The following is a 17,078-nucleotide window of genomic DNA, read 5'->3' as shown; positions in this document are numbered from 1 at the left end:
CGCCTTAAGGAACGTTCTCGGTCAGGAGGTCATAGGTCGCGACGAGTTCGTCCTTCTGGTTGAAGATCTCTACCGCCCAGCGAACCACGCCCGTTTCCTCGCTCTTCAGCGACTTGGAGCGGACGCTGAGCTCCACTCGCATGGAATCCCCGGGGTAGAGCGGTGTCAGGAAGCGCAGGTTCTCAAGGCCGGTGTTAGCGAGCACGGGACCCGGATCGGGGTCGACGAACAGGCCTGCAGCGAAGCTCAGGATGAGATAGCCGTGCGCAACGCGACCCTCGAAGATCGGGGAAGCCTTGGCCGCTTCCTCGTCCATGTGGGCGTAGAACTTGTCGCCCGTGAATTCCGCGAAATGCTCGATGTCTTCGATGCTCACGGTGCGGCTGTCGGTCTTCCACGTGTCGCCGACGTTCAATTCCGACATCCGGAGACGGAAGGGATGTAGGTCGATGATGCGCTTGGGCGCTCCGGGAATGTACTGGCTGGTGATCGCGGCGATCATCGTCGGCGATGACTGGATCGCGGTGCGCTGCATGTAGTGCTTCACGCCGCGGATGCCGCCCATTTCTTCGCCGCCGCCCGCGCGGCCGGGCCCCCGTGGACGAGGACGGGAAGGGGTGAGCCGTGACCCGTCGATTCCTTCGAATTGGTGCGGTCGATGACGAGCATCCGGCCGTGATAGGCAGCCGCGCCGCCGATGAAGTCGCGCGCAGCATCAGCCGAATGGGTGAACAGCGAGAGGGCAAGACTGCCCATCCCGCGGTTCGCCAGGGCGATGGCGTCGTCCATGTTCTTGTACGGCATGATCGTGGAGACGGGGCCGAACGGCTCGACATCGTGCACTGCGGAGGACTTCCAGGGATCGTCTGCGCGAAGGAGGACCGGTGAAAGAAAGGCGCCGCCGGCGATGGGCGAATCGGCCGAAGGATCGCCCGATACGATTTTTGCGCCGGCCGCTTCTAGTTCAGCGATTTTCTGCCGAACGTCGTCGCGCTGGGAGAGGCTTACGAGCGCGCCCATGCCCGTGTCGTCGGCACGGGGATCGCCGACCTTCGTGCCTGCGAGACGCTCCGCCAGCGCTTCCTGAACGGCATCGAGGTAATCGGCCGGAGCCATTGCGCGACGGATAGCGGTGCACTTCTGGCCCGCCTTTACCGTCATCTCCGTCGCGACCTCCCGAACGAACAAGTCGAATTCCGGCGTCCCAGGCGCGGCGTCGGGTCCGAGGACCGAGGCATTGAGGCTGTCCTGCTCGGCGATGAACCGAACGGACTCGCGCATGACCACCGGATGCGTGCGCAACTTGAGCGCCGTGGAGGCTGAGCCGGTGAAGCTCACCACGTCCTGGCCGCCGAGATGGTCGAACAGGTCACCGACTCCGCCAACGATCAGCTGCACCGCTCCGGTTGGAAGCACACCGGACTCAATCATTATCCGGAATGCCGCTTCGGTGAGATAGGAGGTCGCCGAAGCCGGCTTCACGATCGCCGGCATTCCGGCGAGCAGGGTCGGGGCCAGCTTCTCCAGCATTCCCCAGACCGGGAAATTGAAGGCGTTGATGTGCAGCGCCGCTCCCTGGAGCGGCGTGTAGATGTGCTGGCCGACGAAGGTTCCTTCCTTCGACAAGGGTTCCAACGCGCCGTCCATCAGCACGTGAGCGTCCGGCAACTCGCGCCGGCCCTTGGACGAGAAGGAGAAGAGCGTGCCCGCGCCGCCTTCGATGTCGATCCATCCGTCCTTGCGGGTCGCGCCGGTCAGATAGTTGAGCTCGTACAGCTCTTCCTTCCGCGCCATGATCGCTTGGCCGAGCGCCTTCAGCATCCGCGCCCGCTCGTGAAAGGTCAGCTTGCGAAGCGCCGGCCCGCCAACCTCGCGTGCGTGCTTGAGCATCGCCCCGAAATCGAGCCCGCCCGAGCCGGCCGTCGCAACGGGTGCGCCGTCGATCGCGCAGGTGAGCTCGGCGAGATTGCCCTCCCCGGAGTCCAGCGGTCGAAAGCATAGTTCAGCAGTTGCGCGGTCTTCATCGGGTCACCTCTTGCGCCGCGTCATTGCGAGCAGCCGTGCCGCGAAGCAATAGAGGGACATGACCTCAGAGCGCCGCCTCGCGATTCTTCGTTTCGCCTTTTGGGCCGCCGTCGTGCTTGCGTTCACGATGGCGGTGATTCCGCAGCCGCCCCAATTGCCCGGCGCGCCTTCCGACAAGATCCAGCACATCGCGGCGTTTGTCGTCCTGGGCGGCCTCGCGACGTTCGCTTATCCCCGAACCAGCCCAGTCTACCTGGGGACCGGGCTTTCGCTATTCGGAGCGTTCATCGAACTGGTCCAGTACATCCCGGCGCTCCACCGAGACAGCGACCCGATCGACTGGGTTGCCGACACTGCGGCGGCCGCTTTGGTGCTAATCTTCCTGCATTGGCTGAGGGCGAAGACGCGAGGCAATTCTTAATCCCTATGATCCACGCTTGTGCGTCGCTTAAACTTGCGGCAATCGTTCGCTATCGGGTCATCTTGGGGTTAAGAATGCATAAACTACTCAAGGGTTTAGCGATTGTTAGCGCGATCGCCCTGGCAGGCTGCGAAACCGCCCCAATCGCGCCTGCGCCGAAGGTTGCGCAGCCGGTCGGCCAAGCCATGCCGTACAAGTGGACGGTCGGAAATGCCGAGAAGGCGCACAAGGCCATGATCGCGACCTTCAGCCGTGCGGGTCTTGCTCCCGGGCAGTTCGTCTGGGCCGAGACCTTGCCGGCGGAAGGCGACCCCAAGATCATCATCGATCTGCTCACGCAGACCGCCTACGCCTACAAGGGCGACGTGCTCGTCGGCGCAGCATCCGTTTCCAGCGCCCGGACCGGAATGGTCACCCCGCTGGGCTATTGGAAGGTGCTCGAGAAGCGGAAGCAGTACCGGTCGAAGAAGTACAACAACGCTTCCATGCCCTTCATGCAGCGCATCGACGAATATGGCATTGCGCTGCATGGCGGCGTGAACCCGGGCTATCCTGCCAGCCATGGCTGTGTCCGAATGCCGATGGTGTTCGCCGAGAAGCTGTTCGGCCTGACCAAGCTTGGCACCGAGGTTGTGATCGAGGGCTAGCTTCCGATCACCTTCCGACGAAATTCGGCTGCCTCTTTTCAAGGAAGGCGGAAACGCCTTCGCGATAGTCTTCGCTGAACCCAAGCCGGCGCATTGCATCGCGCTGATGGTTCAATTCCTGGTCGAGCGTGTGAGACCAGCTTTCGCGGATCATCTTCTTGATCGCCGTCAGCCCCAACGGCGGTAGCGAGGCGAGCTTCTGCGCGATTGCGTCGACCTCTGAATCAAGCGCTTCATCGTCGACGCATTTCCAGATCAGGCCCCATTCCTCGGCCTTTTCTGCCGAAAGCGGCTCGCCGGTGAGCGCTAGTCCCATCGCGCGGGCCTGACCGACGAGGCGCGGAAGAACCCAGGTGCCTCCGCTGTCCGGGATGAGGCCGATCGCCGAGAAACTCTGGATGAATTTCGCCGACCGCGCAGCGACCACCATGTCGCAGGCGAGCGCCACATTGGCTCCCGCTCCCGCCGCAACACCATTGACCCGGGCAATGACCGGCTGCCGCAGGTTCGTGAGCTTCCGGATCAGGGGGTTCCAGGACGTCTCGACGGTCATCCCGAGATCGACCGGATGCCCTCCGCTGGAAACGGCGCGATCGTTCAAATCCTGGCCAGCACAAAAGCCGCGGCCGGCGCCAGTCAGGACGACGACCTTGGCGTCTCCAATCTCGTCGATCGCATTCTTCAGTTCCTCGTGCATCGCAGCGGTGAAGCTGTTGAGGCGGTCGGGCCGGTTGAGCGTGATCCGCGCGATCGAACCGTGATGGTCGACGATGATGCTCTCGAATTCGGCCATGGCGCTCTCCCCGATTTGACGGCAGGAGAAGAAGCAAGCCGAGGGCCGGGTCAAGAGGAGGGACAGTGGACGCAGACGAACTGGCCAATCGCGTCGCGCAGGAGATGCTCGCCTCCGAAGGAACTGGGCCGTCCTGGGGGATCGTCATCGAGGAAGCGCGCGCTGGATATGTGAGGCTGCGAATGGTGCTTCGCGAAGACATGCTCAACGGCCATCGCATCGCGCATGGCGGCATGGTGTTCAGCCTTGCCGACACGGCTTTCGCCTATGTCTGCAACGGCAACAATGAGCGGACCGTCGCGGCGCAGGCCTCGATCGTCTTCCTGGATGCGGCGAAGGAAGGTGAAACGCTTATTGCCGAAGGCGAGGAGATGAGCCGCGTCGGCCGGGGAGGCGTGACCCGCGTTCACGTCCGCACCGCCGACGGACGGCCGATCGCCGAATTTACCGGTTATTCGAGAACCATCGGCGGACCGATCATGGAAGCCGATACCGAATCTTAATCTGACGCAACTTTAATTGAGTGCATGCTTAGTATCGCATTTGCATTCCTGGCTACGTCAGTCGCAGAGCAAATGGCACCCGCCAAAAAGGGCCTGCTCCAGTGTCAGTCGCCAATTGACTCGACAAAGACTTGTGATTCGATCTCGCGAGTCACGCAGGTGTCGTCTGGCAGCTATCGTTTCGAGAATGAGATACTGATTGATGCGGACGGCCCGGTGATCCTACTCGAGCGCGCGATCGCAACGGTTCAGGGCAATAAGCTTTGCGAAACTGTACGCTTGGCTGAAATCGACAAGTTCGCGATCTTCATCAATGGCAAGCCCGCCACGTCTGCGGAAAGGGCTCGATATCGCGCAAACATCAAGGAGAAGTTTGCGCCGATTGCGGGTAGGGCGATTTGCACATCCGTCGTTCCCGATGAGGACGGACTTCAGACCGTCGAAGCCAGCATTTCGGGTCAGCGCCTGCCGATCCTGGACTACACAATGAAGTGGGTCGGACCGAATGACGGGTGGAAGGTCGCTCCGTAACGTTTCGCGGCGTTTGAAGCGCTGACCGACAAGCGCTACATCGCTGCCCATGTACACGACCGAGCTTTCGAAGACGGCGAAGATCCAGAACCTCGAGGACCCCAAGCTCCTCGAAGCGTTCGAGGCGCGCGTTGCGGCTGACGAGTTCATCGAGCCGAAGGACTGGATGCCAGAGGCCTATCGCCGCACCCTGACGCGGCAGATCTCGCAGCATGCGCACAGCGAAATCGTCGGCATGCTTCCGGAAGGGAACTGGATCACGCGTGCGCCGTCGCTGCGTCGCAAGGCGATCCTGCTCGCCAAGGTGCAGGATGAGGCCGGCCACGGCCTCTACCTTTATTGCGCGGCGGAGACACTCGGAACGAGCCGCGAGGAGATGATCGAGGCTCTGCACTGCGGCAAGGCTAAGTACTCGACGATCTTCAATTATCCGACGCTGACCTGGGCGGACATCGGCGCGATCGGCTGGCTCGTCGATGGTGCGGCAATCATGAACCAGGTGCCGCTGCAGCGGACGAGCTACGGACCCTATGCCCGTGCTATGGTCCGCGTTTGCAAGGAAGAAAGCTTCCACCAGCGCCAGGGCTACGAGATCATGATCACCATGGCAAACGGCACGCCCGAGCAGAAGCGAATGGCGCAGGACGCTCTCAACCGCTGGTGGTGGCCGTCGCTGATGATGTTTGGCCCGCCCGACGCCGACAGCCCGAACACCGCGCAGTCGATGCGCTGGCGGATCAAGCGCGAGACCAATGACGAGCTTCGCCAGAAGTTCGTCGACATCACTGTCCCTCAGGCGGATTTCCTCGGCCTCAAGGTCCCCGACCAGGCGCTCGAGTGGAACGAGAGCAAGGGCGGCTACGACTTCGGCGAGATCGACTGGGAGGAATTCTACTCGGTCGTCCGCGGTGAGGGCCCGGTTGCGAAGGAACGAATGGAGGCTCGCCGCAAGGCTTGGGAGGACGGCGCCTGGGTCCGGGATGCTGCCGCGGCGCATGAAGAGAAGCGTCGGGCAAGGAAGGCGGCATGAGCCATGACTGGCCGCTCTGGGAAGTTTTCGTCCGCACCAAGGGCGGTCTTTCGCATCGCCACTTTGGCAGCGTTCATGCTCCTGACGCGGAGCTCGCGCTCCGCCACGCGCGAGACACGTATACGCGGCGCCAGGAAGGCGTGAGCATCTGGGTGGTGCCTTCGGCGGCGATCGTCGCGTCGGACCCCGAGCAGGCGGGCGAATTGTTCGAACCGGCAGCCGACAAGATCTACCGGCACCCGACCTTCTACGACATCCCGGACGAGGTGAAGCACATCTGATGGCGACCGCTTCGCCAGTCGACGCCCCACCGGTCGACGCTCGTCACGATTATCTGCTTCGTCTTGGCGATGACTCGCTGATCCTCGGCCAGCGCCTGGGCGAATGGTGCGGACACGCGCCGGTACTGGAGGTCGATCTCAGCCTCGCGAACCTGTCGCTCGACCTGATCGGGCAGGCGACGCATTTGCTGGAAGAGGCGGGCGCTGGCGACGGCGACAAACTGGCGTTCCACCGGGACGTTCTCGATTTCCGCAATTGCTTGCTGGTCGAGCAGCCGAACGGCGACTTCGCCCGGACGATGGCGCGTCACCTGCTGTTCTCGACCTGGCAGCATATGCTCTTCCAGCGGCTGGCACGGTCAAGCGATCGCTTCCTCGTTGAGTTCGCATCGAAGGCGGTGAAGGAAGTTGCCTACCATCGCGAGCTGTCATCCGAGTGGGTGATCCGCCTCGGTGACGGCACCGAAGAGAGCGCCCAGCGGATGACCGAGGGGCTCGACTGGAACTGGCGCTTTGTGCCGGAGCTGTTCGAGGTCGACGAGACGCTGCAAGCGCTGATCGATCGCCGCATTGCTCCCGACCCGCGCGAGTTCGAAGACGAATATCGTTCGGCGATCGCGGCCGTTCTCGCGGAAGCGAAGCTTGAGGGTCCCGCCGACCAGCGCCCGATCCTAGGTGGCCGGCGCGGGCATCACAGCGAGCATCTCGGTCACGTCCTCGCGGTCATGCAGTTCCTGCCGCGCACATACCCCGACGCGACCTGGTAATGAGCGCGCACTTCTACCCGCTGAAGGTCGCGGAGATTATTCCCGAGACCGCCGAAGCCAATTCGATCCGCTTCGAAATCCCAACGGAGCTTGGCGACGCTTTCGCCTTCAAAGCCGGACAGCATCTGACGTTGAAAGCGACCATCGGCGGTGAAGAAGTTCGCCGGAACTACTCACTGTGCACTGCGCCGGCAGAGCAGGACTGGATGGTCACGGTTAAGCGCATCGCCGGCGGCGTTTTTTCGAACTGGGTCGGCGATAGCCTTAAGGCCGGCGACACGGTCGAAGTCATGCCTCCGCATGGCAGCTTCACGACCGAATTCGCGCCTGCCGCCAAACGCCACATTGTTGGGATTGCTGGCGGCTCGGGCATCACGCCGGTCCTGTCGCTTTTGCGAACCACGCTGAAGGAAGAACCGGACAGCCAGTTCACCTTGCTCTACGGCAATCGCGACAGCAGCTCGATCATCTTCCTCGAAAAGCTGGCCGATCTGAAGGATCGCTACCTGGGTCGGTTGTCGCTCCACCATTTCCTCGCAGAGGAAGAGGGTGACATCGACCTTTTCAACGGAATGCTTGACCGGACGCGCTGCGACGAAGCGATCACTGCTCTGATCGGCGATCCGGCAAGCGTCGATGCCTGGTTCATCTGCGGTCCTGGTCCGATGATGGATGCGGCGGAAGGCACTTTGCTCGAGCGCAACGTCGACAACGAGCGCATCCACATTGAACGCTTCACCGCCGACCGGCCTTCGGCTGCGCTCGCGGCGGAGATGGCGCAGCTGCAGACCAAGGCTGCCGGCGCGACCATGTCTGTGACGCTCGACGGACGCACCCGCCGCGTCGCCTTCACCGAAGCGAACATCCTCGACAGCGCGCGCGCTTCCGGTCTGCCTGCGCCCTTCGCTTGCAAGGCGGGCGTCTGCGCGACCTGCCGGGCGAAAGTCACCAGCGGCAAGGTCGAGATGGCGGCCCGCTATGGCCTTACCGACGAGGAAGTCGCGGCCGGTTACGTGCTGACCTGCCAGTCGGTTCCGGTCGGCGATGGGGTCGCAGTGGATTACGACGCTTAGGCGCGCTAGACGCGCTTCATGCTGAGCGAAACCGACGCGCGCGCCAGGGGACTGGCTGATCTTCCACCGGTCGAGAGCGATTCGCTTCTCCAACTGATTGCGCTCTGCAATGCCGATCCCCGGCAGGAGAAGATCGACGTCGGCGTCGGCGTCTTTCGCGACGGTGTCGGTCGCACACCCATCCTCCCGGTGATCAAGGATGCCGAGCGCATCCTGCTCGAGACCCAGGAGACCAAGTCCTATCTCGGGAGCGCAGGCGACAAGCGTTTTGCCGAGCTGATCCGTCCGATTCTCCTCGGCGACCATGCCGACGATAACAAGATTGCAGGCGTGCAGACCCCGGGCGGCTGCGGCGCGCTCCGGCTCGGCTTCGAGCTGATCGCGACGGTCAATCCGCAGGCGCGCGTTCACGTCGGCACTCCGACCTGGCCGAACCATCCACCGATCATTCGCGCCGTCGGTCTCCAGATCGTCGAATATCCCTATTACGACCGCGAGAATTCCGCCGTTCTGTTCGACAGCATGATGGGGGCGCTCGAGAACGCCCGGGCCGGGGACGTCGTCCTGCTCCACGGCTGCTGCCACAATCCGACTGGAGCGGACTTGAGCCCGGACGAGTGGGCCGCAGTCGCGAGCGTCTGCGCCGAGCGGAAGCTGCTTCCGTTGGTGGACATCGCCTACCAGGGCTTCGGGCGCGGGCTCGAAGAGGATGCCGCAGGCGTCCGGCTGATGCTTCGCTCGTGCAGCGAGGTGATCGTCGCGCAGAGCTGCGACAAGAATTTTAGCGTCTATCGCGACCGCGTCGGTTCCCTGTTCCTGAAAACGGGCTCGGAAGAAACGACTGCGCGGGCGATGGGACACGTCTTCCAGCGGGCTCGCGAGATGTGGTCGATGCCGCCCGACCACGGCGCGGCCGCTGTCCGGCTAGTGCTCGACACGCCGGAGCTCCGCGACCGTTGGCCGGGCGAGCTCGCCGCGATGCGCGACCGGATCAATGCGGTCCGGAAGCGCATTGCGTCCGTCGATCCGCGTCTCGCGTACATCGGCAATCAGTTCGGAATGTTCTCCATGCTCCCACTAAGCAGGGAGAAGGTGCTCGCGCTGAGGGAGAAGCATGCGATCTACATGGCCGATAGCGGCCGCTTCAACGTCGTCGGCCTCGGTGACGATCAGATCGATCGATTTACCGCCGCCGTGGTCGAGGCGCTGGACGCGTAACTCGCCATGGCTGACCGCGACCCGGGCAAGGTTTCCGCTGACGTGAATTGGCGCGAGGTCGCGAGGCTGGTTTTGACCAGCCGGGAAATGGACCGTCTGGAAGAGCAGGAGCTCGTCCCCGCCAAGAAGGTCCTCTACCAGTTTTCGGCACGCGGCCACGACATGGCGCAGGTGCTGCTCGGTCTCCAGCTTAAGGATGGCGATGCGGCGTGCGGTTACTACCGCTCGCGGCCTTTGCTGTTGGCGCTGGGAGTTCCGCTTGCCGATGCGCTCGGCTCCGGGATGGGCCTGGCCGGCGGTTATTCCGATGGCCGCGATATCGGCGTGGTCTTCAATTACCCGAACCTCGGTGGCGCTCATGCCCTGCCGATGAGCGGCGGGGTAGGGGCCCAGTACACGCCCGCGACCGGTTGGGCGCAGGCCATCGACTACAAGACCAAGGTCCTGAACGAAGGGCCCGACGATGCCATTGCTTTGGTGCTCGGCGGAGACGCGAGCTGCGCTACCGGTGGATTTTGGTCTGCGTTAACCATTGCGACGACGCAACAATTGCCGCTGCTAATTTACGTCGAGGACAACGGCTATGGAATCTCCGTTCCGTCGGAATATCAAACACCTGGCAAGGATATTGCGGCGAACCTCGCGAGCTTCTCGGGTCTGACAATTTTCAACGGCGACGGCACCGACCCGATCGAGGCGGAGCGGCTGGTGAGGGAAGCGGTCAGGCACGTTCGGACCAAGCGGGCACCGGTAATGTTACGGCTGACGGTACCGCGTCTCGAGGGCACAGCTTCCAGGACACACAAAGCTACAAGTCCGAAGCGGAAATCGAGGCCGAGTGGGCACGCGATCCGCTGCCCAGGCTCAAGGCGCATTGTTCTTCATTCCAGATCGGCGACGACGACTGGGAGCGGATCGAAAGCGAGGTCGCCTGGGAAGTCGGCGCTGCTCGTGCAGATGCGGAGAGCCGCGGGATCTCCAAGCCGGAAGTCGTCACCGACCATGTCTTTTTCGATGGCGAGATGCAGCAGGTCGGCGGGCTTTGGAACGCCGGCTACAAGGCCCCGCCGTCGACGGACGAGCCGAAGCCTGAAGGTCAGCGCATCAACATGGTCACGGCGATCCGCCGGGTGCTGGACCAGGAGCTCAGCACCAATCCGCGCGTTTGCGTGTTTGGCGAAGACGTTGGACCGAAGGGCGGCGTCCACGCCGTGACACTTGGACTTCAGGAGAAGTTCGGCCGCGATCGGGTCTTCGACACGTCGCTTAACGAGGAAGGCATCGTTGGCCGGGCCGTCGGAATGGCGCTGGCCGGCCTGATGCCCGTGCCAGAAATCCAGTTTCGAAAATATGCCGAGCCCGCGACTGAGCAGATCAACGACTGCGGGACGATGCGCTGGCGGACCCACAACCGTTACGCGGCGCCGATGGTGCTTCGAGTGCCGGGTGGCTTCTTCAAGTGCGGCGACCCGTGGCACAGCCAGACGAACGAAGTTCAGTTCGTCCACAATCCGGGCTGGAAGGTCGCTGTTCCTTCGAATGCCGAGGACGCGGTCGGACTGTTGCGCGGCTCGCTTCGCGGCAATGATCCGGTGCTCTTCTTCGAACATCGCGCGATGCTCGACGACAGCTGGGCGCGGCGGCCGTGGCCGGGCGACGATTACGTCCTGCCGTTCGGGCGGGCGAAGAAGACCCGCGAGGGAGATCGGATTACGATCGTCACCTGGGGTGCGATGGTACCGCGCTGCGAAGCTGCCGCTGATGGCAACTCCGCCGACGTCATCGATTTGCGCACGCTCATGCCTTGGGACCGCGAGATGGTGCTTGAGAGCATTCGCCGCACGAGGCGCTGCCTGATCGTGCATGAGGATCTTCGGACCGGCGGCTTCGGCGCGGAGATTGCCGCGGTCGTCGCCGACGAAGCCTTCCTCGACCTCGACGCGCCGGTTGCTCGGGTAACCATGCCGGACATCCCGAGCCCCCACCATCCCAAGCTGATGGAATGGGCGCTTCCGACGGTCGAGCGCATTCGTTCCGAGATTGACCGGCTGGTAGGGTTCTGAATTGATCGAGATCCGCGTTCCCGACGAGCAGGAAGGCACAAAGGCGGTCGTCCGCGCCTGGCTCAAGCAGATTGGCGATGCGGTCGCCGAGAACGATCCTTTGGTCGAGCTAGAGACCGACAAGGTCACTCAGGAAGTGCCGTCGCCGGCAGCCGGGGTCCTGACTGAGATCGTCCTGAACACGGATGCCGAAGCGGTTCCGGGAGCGCTGCTTGGTCGAATCAGCACGAAGGATGCTCCTTCCGAACAGGCCACCCCGGCGAAGGCGGATCAACCTTCGGTCCGTTCGCAAGCAGCTCCGCTGCAACAGCCCGTCAGCGAGATCGAGACGAGGCTATCGCCGTCGGTCCGGCGCGCTTGCCTGCAGCACGGGATCGACCCGTCGCGGGTCAGCGGTACGGGACGCAACGGACGCATCACCCGCGAGGACGTCGATCGCCTCGTTGCGTCGGCAACCGTCGTTAGTGTCGGCGAGCGGGCCACCGCCCAGCCGCGCAATTTCTTGGCCCAGGACATTCCGCACGATCGCATGCGGATGACGATCGCGGAGAACATGGTCCGCGCGGTCAGCGAAGCGCCGCATGTCACTGCGGTCTTCGAAGCGGACTTCTCGGCGATCGCCGCGCACAAGACCGCGATGGCCGCGAGAGGCACGAAGCTCAGTTACACCGCCTACATCGTGAGGGCGGCGGCCGAGGCCATGGCGGTCGCGCCTGCGATCAACGGGCGCTGGGAAAAGGACCGCATCGCCATCTCGCCAACGATCGACATCGGCGTCGGCACTGCGCTCGGCGAGAAGGGGCTCGTCGTCCCCGTCGTGAAAGACGCGGGTTCACTTTCGCTGGAGCAGGTAGGCGCAGAGCTCGAAGACCTCACCCGACGAGCCCGGGAAGGGAAGCTCGACCGCTCGGACGTGTCCGGCGGCAGCTTCACCATCTCCAACCACGGCGTGTCCGGCTCGCTACTCGCGGCGCCGATCATCCTGCATCAGGGGCAGGCAGCAATCCTCGGCGTCGGCAAGCTCGAGAAACGCGTGATCGTTCGGGAAGTGGGCGGGCAGGACGCCATCCTCGTTCGTCCGATGGCTTACGTCACGCTGACCATCGACCATCGCGTAGTCGACGGTCACCAGACGAACGCCTGGCTCAGCCGCTTCGTGCAGATCCTCGAAAGCTGGCCGGCAGCCTGATGGCGCGCAAGGTGGACGAAAAGAGCGACCGCCAGTTCGTCCATCGGGTCTTGATCGTCCTCGGTCTGACCGCGCTCTTCCTGATTGCGTGGCAACTCAGGACGCTCCTCCTCATGTTCTTCGGCGCGGTCGTCGTGGCGACGGTGTTTCGTGCCCTCGGCGACCGGCTGGAAAAGCTGATCGGCTGCAAGCCCGGCATAGCCGTCGCACTGTCGATCACGATCATTCTCGGGGTCGCGATCGGGCTGGTCGCGCTCTTCGGTTCGCACGTGGCGGCGCAGGTTCAGACTCTGCGCGAGGCGATCCCCGCGGCGTGGCGGGCATTCGAAGCGCGAATGGGCGACCTTGGCTTGGGCGAGCAGATCAAGACCCTCGCGCAGAGCATCCGTGCTCCAGGAGGAAGCAGCTTCTCCGCTTTCGGCAAGACCATCCTGTCGATCGGCAGCGGCATCGCCGACGTCCTCGTGGTCATCGTGGCGGGCATCTTCCTGGCTACCCAGCCGCGTTTCTATCTCACGGGCGCCGTCAAGCTTATCCCGCCGACGAAGCGCGCGCTCGCGCTGGAATCGATCATGGAATCCGAGCAGGCCATGCGCCTTTGGCTTCGCGGCCAGCTCATTGCGATGATCGTCGTCGGATTGCTCACGGGCCTTGGGCTTTGGGCACTTGCTATGCCGTCGGCGCTGACGCTTGGCCTGCTGGCGGGGATTCTGGAGTTCATTCCGTTCGCTGGGCCGATCCTTTCGGCCGTGCCGGCAATCCTGCTCGCGCTTGCGGTGAGCCCTGAGATCGCGCTCTGGGTGCTACTCCTCTATTTCGCGGTTCAGCAGTTCGAGGGCTACGTGCTGACCCCACTGGTCCAGCAATATGCGGTCGACCTTCCCGGTGTCGTTCTACTCTTCTCGCTCATCGCTTTCGGCGCTCTGTTCGGGACGTTGGGAGTAATCCTTGCGGCCCCTCTCACCGTCGTTTGCTACGTCCTCGTGAAGCGGCTCTACGTCATCGAAACGCTGCACACGCCCACCAGCATCCCGGGCAAGGGCAAGGACTAGATTTCGAGCAGCGCGTAGGGGCGCTTGAATTGCTCGCGGACCACGAATTGCGCGACGTTGTAGACGGGAACCCCGCGCACCGTCTGGCCTTCATATTTTCCGTGATGTGCATGGCCGTGAACGACAGCCTTCACATGGTCGAAGCGGTCGATCGCATCCGCCAGACGCGCCGACCCCAGGTACTGAAAAATCTCGATCGGTTCGCCTTCGAGCGTGTCGATGATCGGGGAGTAATGAAGCACCGCAACGCTGCGTTCGGTGCGCAATGAGCGCAACCCATTCTCGAGCTTGCGAGCCTCGTTCATCGCCTCGTCGACGAACGCTTTAGCGATGGGCTCACCGAACGGGGCGAGCTCGCCGCGCCCGTATCCGCCCATGAAGCCTTTGACGCCGGCAAAACCGACGCCCTTGATCTCGATTGCCTGCTCGTCGAGCACGGTCATTCCCGCCTCATGAAGAATCTCGGCGACGACTTCGGGCTGCCCGCATTCGTAATCGTGGTTGCCGAGCACGCCAATGACTGGGATCGCCGAGGTTTGGATATCCTCCGCCAGGATTTCGGCCTCGCTCGTCTTCCCGAAATTTGTGAGGTCGCCGCAGAGAACGAGCACATCCGCGACGCGAGAGATCTCCGCGAACATCTCGCGATACGGGGCGGTGCTGTTCTCGGCGACGTGGAGGTCGCCGATGGCGGCAATCGTAATGGTTTCAGTGCTTGGCATAATCTTCTTCGAGGTTGCCAACCGCTTCGGAGAAGCCCCATTCACCGATGTCGATCTGGTAGTCGCGCGGGCTGAAGATCCGGCCGCGGCAGACCTTCTTTCCCGCCGAAGGCATCGCCAGCTGGGCGTGCAGCCGTTCAAGGAGCTCGTCCATCACCCAGCGCGGGATCAGATGACGCTCGCTGGGATAGATGAAGCGGAAATTGAGGACAGCGACGAGCAGCACCTCCCAGTGCAACTCCATGCTTGAAATGAGCTGCGTCCAGTCGATGTCCTCTGAGCGCTTGAGAATCATGTGCGCGACGTCTGCGCCGTCGTAGCGGTAGCGGTCCTGCACATAAATCTTCGACCAGACGAATTGGGTTGGCGGAACTAGGTGCACCTTTGTATCGAACAGGCGCGCTTCCGGAGCGTCCTGGAACCACTCGTCCGTCACATGCGTGGCCGAGGTTGGCATGTTGGTGATGATGTCGACGAACTGTTCGCCCCGGGTCACTCGGGCGAGCCAGCGGTCGTCGACGATTTCCACGTCGAAGCCCTTGTCTTTGAAGAACGAGAGCATCCGTAGTGCGTCACCGGCCTTGGCGAAAACGTCGACATCCTTCGTCGGGCGCTTGATGCCGGTGTAGCAGGCCAAGGCGTAAGTGCCGGACAGGAGGAACGGGATTTCCGATTCCGCCATCAGCCTGATGACTTCGGCATAGAAATCCTCGGATGAGTTCGGGGGCTCGAAGTCCTCGGGCGGGGTAAGTGGCAGATGGATCATTGCCCGCCCAACGGGAGCGCTGCGGGCGGGGTTCCAATTTAGCTTATGATCAAGAGTTCAGCCGGTGCTCGATCACGTTCCGCTGGGAAACCGGGTCCTTGTCTCGATCGTCGTTTGGATTTCTTCGAATTCATGGGCCCGGCGCTTGATCTCTTCCGCACTATATTCCTTGGCCCGGTCCTGATCCTTCCACTGTGCTTCAGTACGGCAGATGTTCCTGCGGATGCGTGTTCCCGCGACATCCTGAAGCTTGCACTGGACGGTTTTCGACGGATCACGAGTGCCGGTGACGACGACTTCCTGGGAAAGGGTTTGGGCAAGTGCGAGCCGATAGGCACCTTCCGCGAGTGCGCTCCTGAGGTCGGCGCGGGAGAAGGTGAAGCGCTCTCCTTCGTTCAGGCATGAAGCGAATTGCGGGACAAGCGCCGTCAGCCTGGCGCGTTCTTCTGCGCTTTCTACTGCCGTGCTCAGCACACTGGACGAAGCCTGCGGGTCGGACGCCGCAACACAGGTTCCGAATGCAACATAGTCGATGCGCTTCTTGGCCTCGTCGCTCAATGCTTCGAGTTCGCTCATGTCGACGGTGAAAACCTCGATGTTGTCACGCCGCGCCCGGGCGCCGATGCTCCCGAAGTCCGACCTGAACAGTTGCTCCGCGACTGCGCCTCGCAGAATGCCGGCGCCGATCGCAGGCGCGTGACAGCCGAGCCGGTTGTACTCCGACAGCACCTCCTGCTCTTCGGCAGAGCCGGGCTGGGTCGCAAGCAGCTCTGCGCCTTCGTAATTGGCGGTGGCGCACTTTGCGAACTGCTCGACCGAAGCGACAGTGGGCTGAGGGGCGCTCGCGTTGACGGGAAACGCAAAGACCGCCGTAGCCGCGGCGGCAAGCATGATGGTACTCTTCATATGCGTCCCTTTCTTCGAACTATGAGGTCGTGATGGAGCAGCTCATGACCATGCGCTTGGAACGCCTGTCGTAGCTGATGGTGCTGCAACGGGAGAGGTCCTTGCCGCCGATCATCAGCCAGAAGTGCGCCGCGCCGTAACTGCGCCGATTCTTGCCGGTGACGACAACGCCTTCCTCGTCTTCTGCTGCCGCCGTCGGGACTTCCTTTTCGGGAAGCAGATAGCTCCCGCGGTCGTCCATGATGCGCACGGCGAATTCGTTGAGCGGAAAGCCCTTTATCGACAATGTCTGACCGAGGACCATCCGGCGGACGGGCCGCGAGACCCGAAGCGCACCTGGTGCACGAATGGGCCGCCCTCCCAAAGGCCGGTACGCCTTTTTGCAATCACCGAGGCGGCCGCGCCGGTCGCCGTCGTCAGCCTATCCTCGAGGGTGAAGCGGGTAAGGATCAACTGCCCGCCATAATCGAACTCGTGATAGAGGCCGCGCTGTCGGTCGAAGCGCATCGGTAGTTCGATGATCTGCTCGCCCGGCTGAGGTGCCTGCAGGCGCAGGGTTACGCGATCGCCCGGAAGGTTGGCGGGATTGATGACCCCGTCCGCGTCCCCGATTGCCTGCCCCTTCACCCACATGACTGGCTTCGACGCTGTAACGCCGCCGATGGTGAGCTTTTCTGACCGGGTGCTACCTTTGAGGCGCATAGGTCCAACGGCGAGCGTCGCAGCCTTGGTGCCGACCAGCCGCAGCTCCTTCGCGACCTTGTCGTTGAGAAGGACGAAGTATGGCGCTCCTGGATCGACCTTCAGCTTGAGCGACCGGCCGCGGGCCTCGGCCTGGACTAGATATTGTGAATTTGCGTCCAGTACCGTCTCGTTGACCGGCGCGGACGGGTTCGTCGTCGTGGCGCAACCGGATGCGAGCAACGCTAGGGTCATCGCGACGACTTGGACGCGAAAGCCCTGCTGCATGGTCGAGCCCCGTTTCACCGAATTCCCCTATTTCCGGAATGTTGTCATGGGGACCGGATTAATCCTTCGAGTCAAGGGCCTAGCAGCTGTTCCTCGACCAACGACGGAAGGGTTTTGTGCCG

At 62.9% G+C, this 17,078-nt stretch carries 21 protein-coding genes; 13 read left to right on the top strand and 8 right to left on the bottom strand.

The genetic code is table 11. The annotated features are described in order from the left end of the window. Nucleotides 1-4 precede the first annotated feature (4 nt). A complete protein-coding gene (locus H9L14_RS15830) occupies nucleotides 5-565 on the bottom strand; it encodes a MaoC/PaaZ C-terminal domain-containing protein (RefSeq protein WP_246444025.1) in 561 nt (186 codons plus the stop codon). Next, nucleotides 544-1,944, bottom strand: a complete 1,401-nt coding sequence (gene paaZ, locus H9L14_RS08805; protein WP_246444588.1) for a phenylacetic acid degradation bifunctional protein PaaZ — start codon at nucleotides 1,942-1,944, stop codon at nucleotides 544-546. The genes H9L14_RS15830 and paaZ overlap by 22 nt, the downstream gene beginning before the upstream one ends. 139 nt (nucleotides 1,945-2,083) lie before the next feature. On the opposite strand from paaZ, the gene H9L14_RS08800 reads away from it, so the two are divergent. Both H9L14_RS08800 and H9L14_RS08795 read left to right on the top strand, forming a co-directional pair. Then, nucleotides 2,084-2,446 (top strand): VanZ family protein, encoded by a 363-nt coding sequence (locus H9L14_RS08800; RefSeq protein ID WP_187707813.1) that lies wholly within the window; start codon nucleotides 2,084-2,086, stop codon nucleotides 2,444-2,446. 74 nt (nucleotides 2,447-2,520) lie between these two features. Then, a complete protein-coding gene (locus H9L14_RS08795) occupies nucleotides 2,521-3,093 on the top strand; it encodes a L,D-transpeptidase family protein (RefSeq protein ID WP_187707812.1) in 573 nt (190 codons plus the stop codon). A gap of 7 nt (nucleotides 3,094-3,100) precedes the next feature. Here the strand turns inward: H9L14_RS08795 and paaG are convergent, their stop codons facing one another. After that, nucleotides 3,101-3,886, bottom strand: a complete 786-nt coding sequence (gene paaG / locus H9L14_RS08790) for a 2-(1,2-epoxy-1,2-dihydrophenyl)acetyl-CoA isomerase PaaG (RefSeq protein WP_187707811.1) — start codon at nucleotides 3,884-3,886, stop codon at nucleotides 3,101-3,103. A gap of 65 nt (nucleotides 3,887-3,951) precedes the next feature. Here paaG and paaI point away from each other — a divergent pair, with 65 nt between their 5' ends. From paaI to H9L14_RS08740, 11 genes are all read left to right on the top strand, one after another. Beyond that, nucleotides 3,952-4,389 carry a hydroxyphenylacetyl-CoA thioesterase PaaI gene (gene paaI / locus H9L14_RS08785; RefSeq protein ID WP_187707810.1) on the top strand — a complete coding sequence of 146 codons (438 nt, stop codon included), beginning with the start codon at nucleotides 3,952-3,954 and terminating at the stop codon, nucleotides 4,387-4,389. 159 nt (nucleotides 4,390-4,548) lie between these two features. Next, nucleotides 4,549-4,920, top strand: coding sequence for a hypothetical protein (locus H9L14_RS08780; protein WP_187707809.1), 372 nt, complete (start codon nucleotides 4,549-4,551; stop codon nucleotides 4,918-4,920). A gap of 49 nt (nucleotides 4,921-4,969) precedes the next feature. Next, entirely contained in the window at nucleotides 4,970-5,950 is a 981-nt protein-coding gene (paaA, locus tag H9L14_RS08775) for a 1,2-phenylacetyl-CoA epoxidase subunit PaaA (protein ID WP_187707808.1), read from the top strand. Beyond that, nucleotides 5,947-6,231, top strand: coding sequence for a 1,2-phenylacetyl-CoA epoxidase subunit PaaB (gene paaB, locus H9L14_RS08770; protein WP_187707807.1), 285 nt, complete (start codon nucleotides 5,947-5,949; stop codon nucleotides 6,229-6,231). The genes paaA and paaB overlap by 4 nt, the downstream gene beginning before the upstream one ends. Continuing rightward, on the top strand, nucleotides 6,231-6,998 hold the full coding sequence (gene paaC / locus H9L14_RS08765) for a 1,2-phenylacetyl-CoA epoxidase subunit PaaC (RefSeq protein WP_187707806.1): 768 nt from the start codon (nucleotides 6,231-6,233) through the stop codon (nucleotides 6,996-6,998). The genes paaB and paaC overlap by 1 nt, the downstream gene beginning before the upstream one ends. Beyond that, the gene (locus tag H9L14_RS08760; protein WP_187707805.1) at nucleotides 6,998-8,071 is read left to right on the top strand and encodes a 2Fe-2S iron-sulfur cluster-binding protein; all 1,074 of its coding nucleotides are present in this window, start codon (nucleotides 6,998-7,000) and stop codon (nucleotides 8,069-8,071) included. The genes paaC and H9L14_RS08760 overlap by 1 nt, the downstream gene beginning before the upstream one ends. An 18-nt stretch (nucleotides 8,072-8,089) precedes the next feature. Continuing rightward, nucleotides 8,090-9,289, top strand: a complete 1,200-nt coding sequence (locus H9L14_RS08755; protein ID WP_187707804.1) for an amino acid aminotransferase — start codon at nucleotides 8,090-8,092, stop codon at nucleotides 9,287-9,289. A gap of 6 nt (nucleotides 9,290-9,295) precedes the next feature. Then, nucleotides 9,296-10,504, top strand: a complete 1,209-nt coding sequence (locus H9L14_RS15825; protein WP_246444023.1) for a thiamine pyrophosphate-dependent enzyme — start codon at nucleotides 9,296-9,298, stop codon at nucleotides 10,502-10,504. Continuing rightward, a complete protein-coding gene (locus H9L14_RS15820) occupies nucleotides 10,399-11,352 on the top strand; it encodes an alpha-ketoacid dehydrogenase subunit beta (protein WP_246444022.1) in 954 nt (317 codons plus the stop codon). The genes H9L14_RS15825 and H9L14_RS15820 overlap by 106 nt, the downstream gene beginning before the upstream one ends. Nucleotide 11,353: 1 nt before the next feature. Continuing rightward, on the top strand, nucleotides 11,354-12,541 hold the full coding sequence (locus H9L14_RS08745) for a dihydrolipoamide acetyltransferase family protein (protein WP_187707803.1): 1,188 nt from the start codon (nucleotides 11,354-11,356) through the stop codon (nucleotides 12,539-12,541). Continuing rightward, nucleotides 12,541-13,593 (top strand): AI-2E family transporter, encoded by a 1,053-nt coding sequence (locus H9L14_RS08740; RefSeq protein WP_187707802.1) that lies wholly within the window; start codon nucleotides 12,541-12,543, stop codon nucleotides 13,591-13,593. The genes H9L14_RS08745 and H9L14_RS08740 overlap by 1 nt, the downstream gene beginning before the upstream one ends. On the opposite strand, the gene H9L14_RS08735 is transcribed toward H9L14_RS08740, so the two are convergent. From H9L14_RS08735 to H9L14_RS08715, 5 genes are all read right to left on the bottom strand, one after another. Beyond that, on the bottom strand, nucleotides 13,590-14,315 hold the full coding sequence (locus tag H9L14_RS08735; protein ID WP_187707801.1) for a metallophosphoesterase family protein: 726 nt from the start codon (nucleotides 14,313-14,315) through the stop codon (nucleotides 13,590-13,592). The two genes, H9L14_RS08740 and H9L14_RS08735, sit on opposite strands and share 4 nt — an antisense overlap. Continuing rightward, the gene (locus tag H9L14_RS08730; protein ID WP_187707800.1) at nucleotides 14,302-15,081 is read right to left on the bottom strand and encodes a hypothetical protein; all 780 of its coding nucleotides are present in this window, start codon (nucleotides 15,079-15,081) and stop codon (nucleotides 14,302-14,304) included. Before H9L14_RS08730 ends, H9L14_RS08735 begins: the two co-directional genes overlap by 14 nt. A 72-nt stretch (nucleotides 15,082-15,153) precedes the next feature. Then, complete coding sequence (locus H9L14_RS08725) at nucleotides 15,154-15,987, bottom strand: hypothetical protein (RefSeq protein WP_187707799.1); 834 nt, start codon at nucleotides 15,985-15,987, stop codon at nucleotides 15,154-15,156. Nucleotides 15,988-16,006: 19 nt separating this feature from the next. Next, a complete protein-coding gene (locus H9L14_RS08720) occupies nucleotides 16,007-16,228 on the bottom strand; it encodes a hypothetical protein (RefSeq protein WP_187707798.1) in 222 nt (73 codons plus the stop codon). 35 nt (nucleotides 16,229-16,263) lie between these two features. Then, complete coding sequence (locus H9L14_RS08715; RefSeq protein ID WP_187707797.1) at nucleotides 16,264-16,974, bottom strand: hypothetical protein; 711 nt, start codon at nucleotides 16,972-16,974, stop codon at nucleotides 16,264-16,266. Nucleotides 16,975-17,078 lie beyond the last annotated feature (104 nt).

The organism is Sphingomonas sediminicola (assembly GCF_014489515.1).
Taxonomy (GTDB): Bacteria; Pseudomonadota; Alphaproteobacteria; order Sphingomonadales; family Sphingomonadaceae; genus Sphingomicrobium; species Sphingomicrobium sediminicola.
This window is presented reverse-complemented; position numbering and strand designations above follow the sequence as displayed.